Source organism: Aquimarina litoralis, assembly GCF_019295435.1.
GTDB lineage: Bacteria > Bacteroidota > Bacteroidia > Flavobacteriales > Flavobacteriaceae > Aquimarina > Aquimarina litoralis_A.
In genome coordinates this window covers 18297-30659 of record NZ_WEKL01000010.1, presented here as the reverse complement: position 1 = coordinate 30659, position 12363 = coordinate 18297, and the positions used below count along the sequence as shown (strand labels likewise).

Sequence of the window (12363 nt, the reverse complement as noted above, 5' to 3'; positions counted from 1 at the left end):
GCTTGCTGTCATCCTGATGCAAATCAGGATCCCAATGTTATGTAAGACAAGATGATACTAGGACTCAGGACTACCATATATAAAGTAAGTGATCTGGATAAAGCCAAAGAGTGGTATGCAAAAGCTTTTGAAGTAAAACCTTATTTTGATGAACCATATTATGTGGGCTTAAATATTGGTGGATTCGAATTAGGTCTCCAACCAGAAGAGAATAGTGCTACTAATAAAACTGAAAATGTACTTTCTTATTGGGGAGTTGAGGATATAGAGAAAGCATATCAAAAACTTATCGATTTAGGAGCAATATCTCATGAAAAACCAACGAATGTTGGAGGTGAGCTAATGGTAGCTACTGTAAAATGTCCTTGGGGTAATATCATCGGAATTATATATAATCCGTACTTTAAAATAGAAACACAATAACCAAAAAATAATCCTTAAGAATTTCTCTTTTTGTGGAAAATGAGGATCAATAATCTATGAGTTCAATACAAATAAAAATAGAAAACGGAGTTGCCTGGATTACACTAAATCGCCCGGAAACATTCAACAGTTTTAACAGAGAAATGGCACTTTCTCTTCAAAGTACACTAGATGATTGCAAAAGTAATGATGAGGTAAGAGCTATTGTATTAACTGGAAATGGTAAAGCTTTTTGTGCAGGACAGGATTTGAAAGAAGTTACATCTCCAGAATTAAACCCTGGTTTTAGAAAGATTTTAGAAGAACACTATAACCCAATTGTACAGCGAATAAGAAGTATTGAAAAACCAATCATTGCTGCATTAAATGGAGTTGCAGCGGGAGCAGGAGCAAATATTGCATTGGCTTGTGATATTGTGATTGCTTCAGAAGCCTCTAGTTTTATTCAAGCATTTAGTAAAATTGGTTTAATCCCTGACAGTGCAGGTACATTCTTTTTACCAAGACTAATTGGTTTTCAAAAAGCTTCAGCTTTGATGATGTTAGGAGATAAAGTTTCCGCTAACGATGCAGAATCTTTAGGAATGGTTTACAAAGTAGCTCCAGTAGAAAGTTTTGTGGAAGAAGTCGGAAAAATAGCAAATAAAATGGCAGTAATGCCAACCAAAGCTTTAGGGTTGACAAAAAGACTACTTAATCAATCTATGGTTAATAATCTAGAGCAACAACTCTCTCTAGAATCCGACCTTCAAATAGAGTCTGCGGAAACTGAAGATTATGCAGAAGGAGTAAACGCATTTATAGAAAAAAGAAAACCTGTTTTTAAAGGAAAGTAAATGGTAGTAGGAATTATAGGGTCCGGAACAATGGGTAGTGGTATTGCGCAAGTAGCTGCCACAGCTGGTAATGCTGTAAAAGTATTTGATACTAAAAAAGAAGCTTTAGAAAAAAGCAAACTAGCGTTAGAAAAAATATTATCTCGTCTTATAGAAAAAGGAAGAATAACAGAAGGCGATAAAAGTAATATTCAAGGTAATATCCAATATGTTGATTCTTTACAAGACTTAAGCGATACTGATTTGGTAATTGAAGCTATTATCGAGAATCTGGAAATCAAACAAAAAGTATTTTCAGAATTGGAGTCATATGTTTCAGAAGAGACCATCATAGCATCTAATACTTCCTCTTTGTCAATCGCTTCCATTGCAGCTTCCTTAAAAAAACCTGAAAGATGCATCGGAATTCACTTCTTTAATCCTGCTCCATTAATGAAGTTGGTTGAGGTAATTCCAGCAGTACAGACCTCAGAAGATATTACTAAAAAAGTTGTAAGTATTATTACTGATTGGAAAAAAGTAGTGGCATTGGCAAAAGATACACCAGGATTTATTGTCAATAGGGTTGCTAGACCGTTTTATGGAGAATCATTAAGAATTTTTGAAGAAGGTATTGCGGATATTTCTACTATAGATCAAAGTTTAAAAGAACTAGGAGGTTTTAGAATGGGACCATTTGAGTTGATGGATTTTATTGGGAATGATGTCAATTATACGGTTACGGAAACTGTATTCACTGCTTTTTATTATGATCCTCGATACAAACCTTCTTTTACTCAAAAAAGATTATCTGAAGCTGGGTATCTTGGAAGAAAATCAGGAAAAGGGTATTACAATTATGACGATGGTGGAAGAGTAACTTCACAAAATGTAGGTGGCGCTTCAAGTTCTAATAGAACTGAAAAAATATCTAAAGAAGAACTTCCTCAATATATATTCAATCGAGTTTTAGTTATGTTAATCAATGAAGCTGCTGATGCACTGTTTTGGAACATAGCTTCTGCTGAAGATATTGATAATGCAATGACCAAAGGCGTTAATTATCCTAAAGGATTGTTAGCTTGGGCTGATCAAAAAGGTATTGATTGGTGTGTTAATAAACTAGACAAACTATACAACGAATATCATGAAGATCGATATCGCTGTAGTCCTATACTAAGAAGAATGTTGGAAGAAAATAAGCAATTTTTTAATGATTAAAGGAATTGATATACCGCATAAAATGATAAGCCTTGACCCCTTTAGTCAATGGCTAGGGATTGAAGTTTTAGAGGTAGAAAAGGGTAGATGCAAAGTTGGGATGACTATACGAAACGAAATGTTGAATAGTATGGGGAAAGCACATGGTGGAATATCCTATAGTTTGGCTGACACTGCTTTTGGTTTTTCAGCAAATACACATGGAAAATATGCGGTTTCTATCGAAACATCCATTAACCATATAGAAGCACTAGAAAAAGGTGATTATTTAACTGCCGAAGCAGTTACGGATATTTCAAAAACAAAAGTTGGATTTAATATTGTAGAAGTAAAAAGAGGAGAGCAAATTGTAGCACTTTTTAAAGGAGTCGTTTATAGAACGAATAAAGATTGGGAATAGTTTATAACTAACTATCATACACACAAACAAATGAGAATATTATTAGCAGCAGTAATCCTGTTATCATTTCTTTCTTGTGGGAAGGAAACAAAGTCTAAAAAGGAAATACTAGAGGGGACAGAATCTATTACTTCTGAAACTGCAGAACAAACTTCAGAGGAAGTAGAAAGTGCTTTGGGGGATCTGTTTAATGACCAAATAGACATGGAGATTGATGAATCAGTTTTCGTAATTGATAATGGAACGAACCGTGCCAATGAAGATATGTCTGCTGGTATAATGAAAATGGTGGCTCCACAACCATATGAAGCTTTTAAAGCAAGAATGCAACAAGAACCTGAAGAGCAAAATGGAGTTACTTCTCTAGGAATAGAAGAAGTAGATCTGAGAGGAAAAACAGTTCTAGTTCAAAAGTCTACAACAAAAGATGAAACTGGAGAAGAGATGATGATGATGATGCATGCGTTTGCTGCCGGAGAGAATAAAACAATTATGATTTCTTCTTATTATATGAAATCTGAAGAATCTAAATATTTACCGTTGATAGAAAAATCGGTGCTATCAGCAAAATTGAAAGAATAAAAACACATGAAAGAAGCTTATATCATTGATGGAGTAAGAACTCCAATAGGTAATTACAAAGGAACACTTTCAGCTGTTAGAACAGATGATTTAGGCGCTTTGGTAATTCAAAAATTAGTAGAAAATAATCCTAATATTCCAAAAGAAGCGTATGATGATGTCATAATGGGTTGTGCTAATCAGGCAGGTGAAGATAATAGAAATGTAGCTAGAATGTGCTCTTTGTTAGCAGGCTTACCTTTTACCGTTCCCGGAGAAACTGTAAATCGTTTATGTAGTTCAGGATTATCAGCAATTATTCATGCTAATCGTGCAATCAAGGCAGGAGATGGAGATCTTTTTATTTCTGGTGGAGTAGAAAATATGACTCGAGGGCCGTACGTAATTGCAAAACCATCTTCGGCATTTGGTAACGATTCTAAAATGTATGATTCCAGTTTTGGTTGGCGATTTGTGAATAAAAAAATGCATGAACTGTATGGAACTGATGGTATGGGGAATACAGCTGAGAATCTAGTGGAGAAATATAATATCTCACGAGAAGATCAAGATGCATTTGCATATTGGAGTCAGATGAAAGCTACAAAAGCCAGAGAATCTGGAAGGTTAGCAAAAGAAATTACTACAGTAGAAATTCCACAACGTAAAAAAGACCCAATCCTGTTTTCCGCAGATGAATTTATAAAACCAACGACAACAAAAGAGGTATTAGCAAAACTACGCCCCGCTTTTAAGAAAGAAGGTAGTGTTACTGCTGGTAACTCTTCAGGTCTTAATGATGGAGCAGCGGCGACCATTATTGCTTCAGAAGATGCCGTTCAACAATATGGGTTGAATCCGATTGCAAGAATAGTTAGTTCGGCAGTAGTTGGGGTGGAGCCAAGAATTATGGGAATAGGCCCTGTACAAGCTTCCAACAAAGCCTTAGAAAAAGCAGGGATTACTATGGATGATATTGACGTTATAGAATTAAACGAAGCTTTTGCATCGCAAGCATTAGCTTGTATAAGAGAATGGGGATTGAAAGACGATGACCCTAGAATTAATCCGAATGGGGGATCTATTGCGATCGGTCACCCTCTTGGAGTAACAGGAACTAGAATTGCGTATTCTGCTGCTTTAGAATTACAAGAACAAAACAAACGATATGCGTTGATTACTATGTGTGTTGGAGTTGGTCAAGGATACGCATGTGTAATCGAAAGAGTATAATAATACCAAATATAAGAGCTGATATTTTTACGAATACAGAAAAAATATAATAATGAAAACACTACAAAGCTATATCAACGGAACGTGGGCAGAAGGAGCTGGTGATGGTATCATTATGCATGATGCAGTAACAGGAGATGTAATTGGTCGTTCTACAACTGATGGATTAGATATTCCATCGGTATTACAATACGGAAGAAGTAAAGGAGGAGAGGTTTTAAGAAAAATGACCTTTCAGGAAAGAGGAAATATGCTTAAAAAATTAGCATTGTACCTGACCAAGCGTAAAGAAGAATTTTATGAGATAAGCTATCGCACTGGAGCTACTCGTATAGATAGTTGGATAGATATAGAAGGAGGATTCGGAAACTTGTTTGCCAATGCTTCGTTAAGAAAATTGTTTCCTAATCAATCCTATCATGTAGAAGGAGATCCTGTGGATTTATCTAGAGGAGGACGATTTATGGCACATCATATTTTGGTGCCAAAACGAGGTGTTGCGGTTCATATAAATGCATTTAACTTTCCTATTTGGGGTATGTTAGAAAAATGCGCAGTGAACTGGATGGCTGGTATGCCTGCAGTAGTTTTACCAGCACCGCAGACAGCATATTTGACTGAAGCTGTGGTGCGTGTAATTATTGATTCTGGAATTTTACCAGAAGGCTCTTTGCAATTGCTAAGTGGTATGACCAAAAATATTTTGGATACTGTAGAATCTCAAGATGTAGTCACCTTTACAGGATCAGCGCATACAGGTAAATTGTTAAAAGCGCATCCTAGATTAATTGAAGAGTCAGTTCCTTTTACAATGGAAGCAGATTCTTTGAATGCCTCTGTCCTAGGAAAAGATGCAATACCAGGTACTCCAGAATTTAATCTTTTTATCAAAGAAGTAAGAAAGGAAATGACCGTTAAAACTGGTCAAAAGTGTACTGCTATTAGAAGAATTATTGTTCCGTCTAATTTGGTAGAAGATGTTCAAATTGCACTGGGACAACAATTAGATAAAGTTACGATCGGTGATCCAAGATTGAAGGAAGTAAGAATGGGCGCCTTGGCTAGTAAACAACAAGTAGAAAGTTTCCGTAATAATGTGTCTGAAATAGCAAAGACGGCTCAAATGGTGTATGGTAGTTTGGATACCATAGAAACAGTTGGTGCTGATGCAGAAAAAGGTGCCTTTGTAAGTCCAATTTTAATGAGACAAGATGATCCTTTCAAGAATACTGAAGCGCATATTATTGAAGCATTTGGACCAGTTTCTACAATTATGCCCTATGATACCTTAGATGATGCTATTACTCTTGCTCATATGGGTAAAGGATCTTTAGTGTCTTCTATTTTTACCTATGATGATCAGATTGCCAAAGAATTTGTAGTAGGAGCAGCTTCACATCATGGACGTATTCTAGTAGGAAATCGTGAAAATGCAAAACAAAGTACAGGTCATGGTTCTCCATTACCGATGTTAACACATGGAGGTCCAGGTCGCGCTGGTGGTGGAGAAGAAATGGGAGGAATGCGAGGTATTAAGCATTACATGCAGCGATGTGCAGTGCAAGGTACTCCAACAACGCTTACTGAAGTAACCGGAATTTATCAAGCCAATTCAAAGTATAAAGAAACGGATAAGCATCCATTTGCATATCATTGGGAAGATATCGAACCTGGAATGTCTTTAAAAACTCATAAAAGGACAGTTACTGATACCGATATTATAAATTTTGCAAATCTTACTTGGGATCACTTTTATGCCCATACAGATATCACATCACTAGAGGGAAGTATTTTCGAAAAAAGAACTGCACATGGTTACTTTATTTTAGCAGCTGCTGCAGGTCTTTTTGTATATCCTAACAAAGGTCCGGTTGCTGCAAATTATGGATTAGAGGAATGTAGATTCTTACGTCCAATTTATCATAATGATACAGTATATGTAAGATTAACTTGCAAGCAAAAGATTGATCGTGATCATAGAGGTAAAGAGTTACCAAGTGGCATTGTAAAATGGTTTGTAGAAGTATTCGATCAAGAAGATGAATTAGCTGCAATAGCTACAATTTTGACAATGGTACAAAAAAAATCACCATTTGTACAAGTGAATCGTTCAAATATTGAAGGATATTTAGCAAAGCTTACTGATGATATGAAACCTAAGTGGGGAATGATGACTCCGCAACATATGGTAGAACATCTAGAATACACAGTACGGATAGGAGCAGGGGAAATTCAAGATTTCGAAATTGCTACTCCAGAAGAGTATTTGGAGAAAGTACAAGAGATGATCTATAATCATAAACCAATGCCTAGAGAACACCAACATCCTTTGATGAAAAAAGGAGATCTAGAAGCTTTGAAACATGAAGATCTGGTTACTGCTAAATCAAAACTGCTAGAAGCATTGGATAACCTAGAAGTATTTTTTAAAGAAAATCCAGAAGCAGTGACCAAAAATGCAGTTTTTGGAGAAATGAATAAGTTCGAATGGGATCTATTGAATGTGAAGCATATGAATCATCATTTTGAGCAATTCAATCTATTGGATTGAATTGCTCAAAAATTCCCGTGAAGACGGGAATCTTTTATGAATCAAAGCTAAAATGACAATTTGGATTGTATATATAATCACTAATAAAAAAGATGGAGTTCTTTATATAGGAGTTACGAAAGATTTGAAAAGAAGGATGTATCAGCATAAAAACAAAGTACATCCAAAAACTTTTTCTGCAAGATACAACCTTGATAAATTAGTGTATTTTGAAGATTATAGTATAAAAGAAGAAGCTTATACTCGAGAAAAACAAATGAAAAAGTGGAATAGAGAATGGAAGATTAAACTTATTAAAGAACATAATCCAGATTGGGATGATCTAAGCAGAGATTTAAGATAAATATTTAGAAATTAAAATAAGTTTCCCGCTTCCGCGGGAAGAAACTATGACAGCACCTTACGTAAATATCGATATAGAGAATGGAATTGGAACGATAGAGTTCTTTCATCCAGCACATAATTCATTACCAGGAGATATTCTGGCAAAACTAGCACAAACAATTACAGAAGCTGGTGAGAATGAACAAATAAAGGTAATTGTTCTGAAAAGTGGTGGTAACAGAACCTTCTGTGCCGGAGCCAGTTTTAAAGAGTTGATCAATATTAATGATGCGGAGACAGGTAAAGTCTTTTTTTCTGGTTTTGCTAATGTGATAAACGCAATGCGTAAATGTCCAAAATTTATTATTGGTCGCGTACAAGGTAAAACAGTTGGAGGAGGAGTTGGACTTGCATCTGCAACGGATTATTGTATGGCTAGCAAGTTTGCTTCAATTAAATTAAGTGAGCTAAATGTTGGGATTGGCCCCTTTGTAGTTGGTCCTGCCGTAGAACGCAAAATTGGGTTATCCGCCATGTCTCAAATAGCCATTGATGCAAATTCTTTTTATGAAGCAGAGTGGGCTCGTGATAAAGGTTTATTTACCAAAGTTTTTGAAGATACAGAAACGTTAGATGCAGAGGTGAAGGCCGTTGCAGAACATCTATGTACATATAATCCTGAAGCCATGTCAGAAATGAAAAAAGCATTTTGGACAGGTACTGAACACTGGGATACCTTATTAGCAGAAAGAGCAGTAATCAGTGGTAGATTAGTACTGAGTGATTTTACAAAAGAAACTTTGAAACGTTTTAAATAAATTATGATTTACTCTTTTAAAGGATATATACCCATAGTACATCCAAGTAGTTTTGTACACCCGTTGGCTGCAGTAACTGGTAATGTGATTATCGGAAAAAATTGTTACATAGGCCCTGGAGCAGCTATTCGTGGTGATTGGGGAGAGATCATTTTAAAAGATGGAGTAAATGTGCAAGAAAACTGTACTGTACATATGTTTCCTGGTAAATCTATTGTGCTTAAAGAAAGTGCTCATGTGGGTCACGGAGCAGTGATTCATGGTGCTAATTTAGGATGTAATTGTCTGATTGGCATGAATACGGTTATCATGGATGATGCTGAAATTGGAGATGAGTGTATTGTAGGGGCTATGTCTTTTGTAAAAGCGAAAACAGTTTTCCCCAAGAGGAGCTTAATTGTGGGCAATCCTGCGAAAGTTATCAAAGAAGTATCTGATGAGATGATTCATTGGAAAACAAAAGGGACTCAATTATATCAGCAATTACCTGCTGATTGTTTTGAATCTTTACAGGAAGTAGAACCGTTACGAGAAGTACCCGTAAATAGACCAACTCAAGAAGCTTTTTATAAAACACTAGAAGAATTTAAACGAAAAGGATGAATATAGATCAGCTGACAAGGGAATTAGAGCCATTACGAATGCAACTTGAAAAGCATCCTTTATATAATCAAATGAAGGAGGTTGAAGATGTCAGAGTATTTATGGAGAATCATGTTTTTGCCGTTTGGGATTTTATGTCTTTACTGAAAAGCCTGCAAATACATTTAACTACTGTAAATCTTCCATGGATACCTTCCAGTAATCCAAAAATAAGACGTTTTGTAAATGAAATCGTTTTGGGTGAGGAAAGTGATATAGATAGATCAGGGAAATCCGTTAGTCACTTTGAGATGTACCTTGATGCTATGGAAGAAGTTGGAGCAGATACTGGTCAGATTAATGCCTTGATTAAAAGAGTTTCTGAAGGAGAAAAAGTACAAGATGCTATAAATGATTTAGTCATTTCAGAAAGCGTTAAAATGTTTATGAAGTTTACGTTTGATGTAATCGCAACTAACAAACCCCATATCATAGCGGCTGTGTTTACTTTTGGTAGAGAAGATCTAATTCCAGATATGTTTATAGAAATCGTAAAAGGAATTCAAAATAATTCTGATGTAAACCTTGAAAAACTAGTGTATTATTTGGAAAGGCATATAGAATTGGATGGAGATGAACACGGACCACTTAGTTTAGAAATGGTTTCTTCACTTTGTAAAACTGAACAGCAATGGGAAGAGGCATTACTATATAGCAAGATGGCCTTAGCAAACCGAATAACGCTATGGAGTAGTATTTCGGAAGTGTTCAAAACAGTACTATAGTATAAGAAAATTTAATTTCTTAATTAAACTAACAAACATTAGTTCGTTTAAAATTGTAAATTTAGATACATAGAAATCGAGTAATATAAAGATGTCGACAATAGAATTGAAAATGCCCAAAATGGGTGAAAGTATTTCTGAAGCAACCATTTTAAATTGGTTGAAAAAAGTAGGAGACCCTGTTGAAGAAGATGAGACTATTCTAGAAGTAGCCACTGATAAAGTAGATTCTGAAGTGCCTGCTCCTTGTAATGGTGTTATTTCTAAAATTCTTTTTGAGCCTAATGAAGTAGTAGCAATAGATAGTATTATCGCAATTATCGATGCAGATGGTGAAGTGGTACAAAAAGAAATTAAAAAAGAAGAAAACTCTATAGAGAAAGTTCAAAAGAAGGAATCAAATTCAGCTTCTCTCCCTTTAGGAGAGATGTCTACTTCAAATGGACAGCGAGGGCAATTTAAAGCAGTTGGTTCTTCTGAAAATGATGGTTTCCTTTCTCCATTAGTAATGAGTATTGCAAAAAAGGAGAATCTGACAATAGAAGAAGTTCAAAATATTGCCGGAACGGGAGAAGGAGGACGAATTCGTAAGAGTGATATTATTGGCTACTTGAAAAATAGAAAATATCCATTACCTAGTAGGCCACAACAACCTCAAGTTTCAAAATCTACTTATAAAGCACCACCGATCTCTTTTGTTGAAGGAAAAGATCGGATTGTGGAGATGGATCGTATGCGTAAGATGATTGCAGATCATATGGTCTATTCAAAACATACTTCGCCTCATGTAACCAGTTATATAGAAGCTGATGTTACAAACTTGGTTGAATGGAGAAACAATCATAAAGTTAAGTTTCAGGAAAAATATGGACAGAAGCTAACCTTTACTCCAATTTTTGTAGAAGCAGTAGCAAAAGCTATTCAGGAATATCCGATGATCAATGTATCTGTTGATGAGAACAAAATTGTAGTACATAAAGATATTAATATAGGGATGGCCACAGCGTTGCCAAGTGGTAATTTGATCGTGCCAGTAGTGAAACAAGCAGATGAGAAAAACCTATTAGGTTTGGCAAAACAAGTAAATCACCTAGCGGATAATGCTAGAAACAATAGTTTGAAACCAGAGGAGATTCAAGGAAGTACATTTACTATTTCTAATGTAGGAACATTTGGTAGTTTAATGGGGACTCCCATTATTAATCAACCAGAAGTTGCAATTCTGGCATTAGGAATTATCAAAAAACGCCCAGAAGTTATTACTACAGATAAAGGTGATGAAATCGCCATAAGAAGTATGATGTACCTATCCTTGTCATTTGACCATAGGGTAGTAGATGGTTTCTTAGGAGGATCTTTCTTGAGAAAAGTTGGAGATGAACTAGAAGCTTTTGATAGCAATAGAGAAATTTAATCAGTTAGTAAGAAAAATATAGCACAAGGGATAGTAGCGGTTACCCCGCAGAATTGTCATCCTGAGCTTGTCGAAGGAGTCAAGGCGAGGAGTAAAAGCGGATAGCCCGACCCATGAGGAACGAAGTGGGATGTGCCCAAAACAAACATAATTATGGAACAACAAATCAAAATTACAAGAACTTCAGATTCAAGATTAAAAGACGTTGATTTTGATAACATTCCTTTGGGAACAGTTTTTACGGATCACATGTTTATATGTGAATACGAAAATGGAAATTGGAATAACCCAAGAATAGAGCCTTTAAAATTAATTCCTACACATCCTGCTGCTATGGCATTACATTATGGGCAAGCTATTTTTGAAGGAATGAAAGCTACTGTAGGAAATGATAATACCCCATTGTTATTTAGACCTGAAGAAAACGCAAAACGCTTTAATCATAGTGCTAGAAGAATGGGAATGCCAACAGTTCCAGAATCTTTGTTTGTGGATGCCGTAGCAAAAATTGTAGGAGTTGAGCATTCTTGGATCCCACCAATGGAAGGTAGTGCACTATATCTAAGGCCATTTATGTATGCAGATGAGCCTTTTATAGGAATGCGAGCAGCGACAAGTTATAAGTTTATTGTGATCTGTTCTCCAGCAGGACCGTTTTTTACCAAAAAAATTAGACTGTATGCAGAAACTGAATACATCAGGGCAGCAGATGGAGGAACAGGAGAAGCAAAAGCTGCTGGTAATTATGCAGCAGCAATACTACCGACAGAAAAAGCCAAAGCCAAAGGGTATGATCAGGTATTGTGGCTGGATGCTAATGAACATAAATATGTACAAGAAGTAGGAACTATGAATATCTTCTTTAAAGTAGAAGGGAAGTTTATTACTCCTCGTACAGATGGATCTATCCTGAAGGGTATTACCAGAGATAGTACCATTACTTTATTAAAAGATAAGGGATTTGAGGTAACAGAACGACCAATTACAATTAATGAGGTTATAGAATTTTCAAAACAAGGGAAATTAGAAGAAGCTTTTGGTACCGGTACTGCAGTTGCTATCGCTATGGTAGAAGCAATAGGGTATAAGGATGAGGTAATTACATTACCATCTGAAAATCCGGTAAGTCAGGATATGAAAAAGACAATGGACGAGATCAAAACCCAAAAACAGCCAGATAATCACGGTTGGATTATTCCGGTGCAAATAGAAGAGAAGGTAAGTTAATTTACGAAT

The 12363-nt window shown here is 35.8% G+C and carries 13 protein-coding genes; all 13 read left to right on the top strand.

Translation table 11 applies throughout. The features are described from left to right. Positions 1 to 51 precede the first annotated feature (51 nt). The 13 genes from GBO31_RS07510 to GBO31_RS07450 all read left to right on the top strand — a co-directional run bounded on the left by GBO31_RS07510 (position 52) and on the right by GBO31_RS07450 (position 12354). The gene (locus GBO31_RS07510) at positions 52 to 423 is read left to right on the top strand and encodes a VOC family protein (protein WP_219007714.1); all 372 of its coding nucleotides are present in this window, start codon (positions 52 to 54) and stop codon (positions 421 to 423) included. A gap of 56 nt (positions 424 to 479) precedes the next feature. Beyond that, positions 480 to 1259: an enoyl-CoA hydratase-related protein gene (locus GBO31_RS07505; protein WP_219007713.1), complete on the top strand. Its 780-nt coding sequence runs from the start codon at positions 480 to 482 to the stop codon at positions 1257 to 1259. After that, positions 1260 to 2459 (top strand): 3-hydroxyacyl-CoA dehydrogenase NAD-binding domain-containing protein, encoded by a 1200-nt coding sequence (locus tag GBO31_RS07500; RefSeq protein ID WP_219007712.1) that lies wholly within the window; start codon positions 1260 to 1262, stop codon positions 2457 to 2459. Then, entirely contained in the window at positions 2452 to 2859 is a 408-nt protein-coding gene (locus GBO31_RS07495; protein WP_219007711.1) for a PaaI family thioesterase, read from the top strand. Before GBO31_RS07500 ends, GBO31_RS07495 begins: the two co-directional genes overlap by 8 nt. 30 nt (positions 2860 to 2889) lie before the next feature. Continuing rightward, positions 2890 to 3441 (top strand): hypothetical protein, encoded by a 552-nt coding sequence (locus GBO31_RS07490; RefSeq protein WP_219007710.1) that lies wholly within the window; start codon positions 2890 to 2892, stop codon positions 3439 to 3441. A gap of 6 nt (positions 3442 to 3447) precedes the next feature. Then, the gene (pcaF, locus tag GBO31_RS07485) at positions 3448 to 4653 is read left to right on the top strand and encodes a 3-oxoadipyl-CoA thiolase (RefSeq protein WP_219007709.1); all 1206 of its coding nucleotides are present in this window, start codon (positions 3448 to 3450) and stop codon (positions 4651 to 4653) included. A 52-nt stretch (positions 4654 to 4705) separates the two neighbouring features. Further along, positions 4706 to 7204: a phenylacetic acid degradation bifunctional protein PaaZ gene (gene paaZ, locus GBO31_RS07480; protein WP_219007708.1), complete on the top strand. Its 2499-nt coding sequence runs from the start codon at positions 4706 to 4708 to the stop codon at positions 7202 to 7204. A 52-nt stretch (positions 7205 to 7256) separates the two neighbouring features. Beyond that, entirely contained in the window at positions 7257 to 7547 is a 291-nt protein-coding gene (locus tag GBO31_RS07475; protein WP_219007707.1) for a GIY-YIG nuclease family protein, read from the top strand. 46 nt (positions 7548 to 7593) lie between these two features. Continuing rightward, positions 7594 to 8346 (top strand): enoyl-CoA hydratase/isomerase family protein, encoded by a 753-nt coding sequence (locus GBO31_RS07470; RefSeq protein ID WP_219007706.1) that lies wholly within the window; start codon positions 7594 to 7596, stop codon positions 8344 to 8346. 3 nt (positions 8347 to 8349) lie between these two features. Beyond that, positions 8350 to 8949 carry a transferase hexapeptide repeat family protein gene (locus GBO31_RS07465; RefSeq protein WP_219007705.1) on the top strand — a complete coding sequence of 200 codons (600 nt, stop codon included), beginning with the start codon at positions 8350 to 8352 and terminating at the stop codon, positions 8947 to 8949. Next, positions 8946 to 9713 (top strand): DUF3050 domain-containing protein, encoded by a 768-nt coding sequence (locus tag GBO31_RS07460; protein WP_219007704.1) that lies wholly within the window; start codon positions 8946 to 8948, stop codon positions 9711 to 9713. The genes GBO31_RS07465 and GBO31_RS07460 overlap by 4 nt, the downstream gene beginning before the upstream one ends. Before the next feature lie 91 nt (positions 9714 to 9804). Further along, entirely contained in the window at positions 9805 to 11127 is a 1323-nt protein-coding gene (locus GBO31_RS07455) for a dihydrolipoamide acetyltransferase family protein (RefSeq protein WP_219007703.1), read from the top strand. A gap of 153 nt (positions 11128 to 11280) precedes the next feature. Next, positions 11281 to 12354: a branched-chain amino acid aminotransferase gene (locus tag GBO31_RS07450; RefSeq protein WP_219007702.1), complete on the top strand. Its 1074-nt coding sequence runs from the start codon at positions 11281 to 11283 to the stop codon at positions 12352 to 12354. Positions 12355 to 12363 lie beyond the last annotated feature (9 nt).

What these genes read in the sequence shown, in the direction of transcription:
- GBO31_RS07495 (WP_219007711.1), top strand. Translation starts at nt 2,452, where the DNA reads ATGATTAAAGGAATTGATATACCGCATAAAATGATAAGCCTTGACCCC.
- GBO31_RS07470 (WP_219007706.1), top strand. Translation starts at nt 7,594, where the DNA reads ATGACAGCACCTTACGTAAATATCGATATAGAGAATGGAATTGGAACG.
- GBO31_RS07510 (WP_219007714.1), top strand. Translation starts at nt 52, where the DNA reads ATGATACTAGGACTCAGGACTACCATATATAAAGTAAGTGATCTGGAT.
- GBO31_RS07450 (WP_219007702.1), top strand. Translation starts at nt 11,281, where the DNA reads ATGGAACAACAAATCAAAATTACAAGAACTTCAGATTCAAGATTAAAA.
- GBO31_RS07455 (WP_219007703.1), top strand. Translation starts at nt 9,805, where the DNA reads ATGTCGACAATAGAATTGAAAATGCCCAAAATGGGTGAAAGTATTTCT.
- GBO31_RS07475 (WP_219007707.1), top strand. Translation starts at nt 7,257, where the DNA reads ATGACAATTTGGATTGTATATATAATCACTAATAAAAAAGATGGAGTT.
- paaZ (WP_219007708.1), top strand. Translation starts at nt 4,706, where the DNA reads ATGAAAACACTACAAAGCTATATCAACGGAACGTGGGCAGAAGGAGCT.
- GBO31_RS07500 (WP_219007712.1), top strand. Translation starts at nt 1,260, where the DNA reads ATGGTAGTAGGAATTATAGGGTCCGGAACAATGGGTAGTGGTATTGCG.
- pcaF (WP_219007709.1), top strand. Translation starts at nt 3,448, where the DNA reads ATGAAAGAAGCTTATATCATTGATGGAGTAAGAACTCCAATAGGTAAT.
- GBO31_RS07460 (WP_219007704.1), top strand. Translation starts at nt 8,946, where the DNA reads ATGAATATAGATCAGCTGACAAGGGAATTAGAGCCATTACGAATGCAA.
- GBO31_RS07505 (WP_219007713.1), top strand. Translation starts at nt 480, where the DNA reads ATGAGTTCAATACAAATAAAAATAGAAAACGGAGTTGCCTGGATTACA.
- GBO31_RS07490 (WP_219007710.1), top strand. Translation starts at nt 2,890, where the DNA reads ATGAGAATATTATTAGCAGCAGTAATCCTGTTATCATTTCTTTCTTGT.
- GBO31_RS07465 (WP_219007705.1), top strand. Translation starts at nt 8,350, where the DNA reads ATGATTTACTCTTTTAAAGGATATATACCCATAGTACATCCAAGTAGT.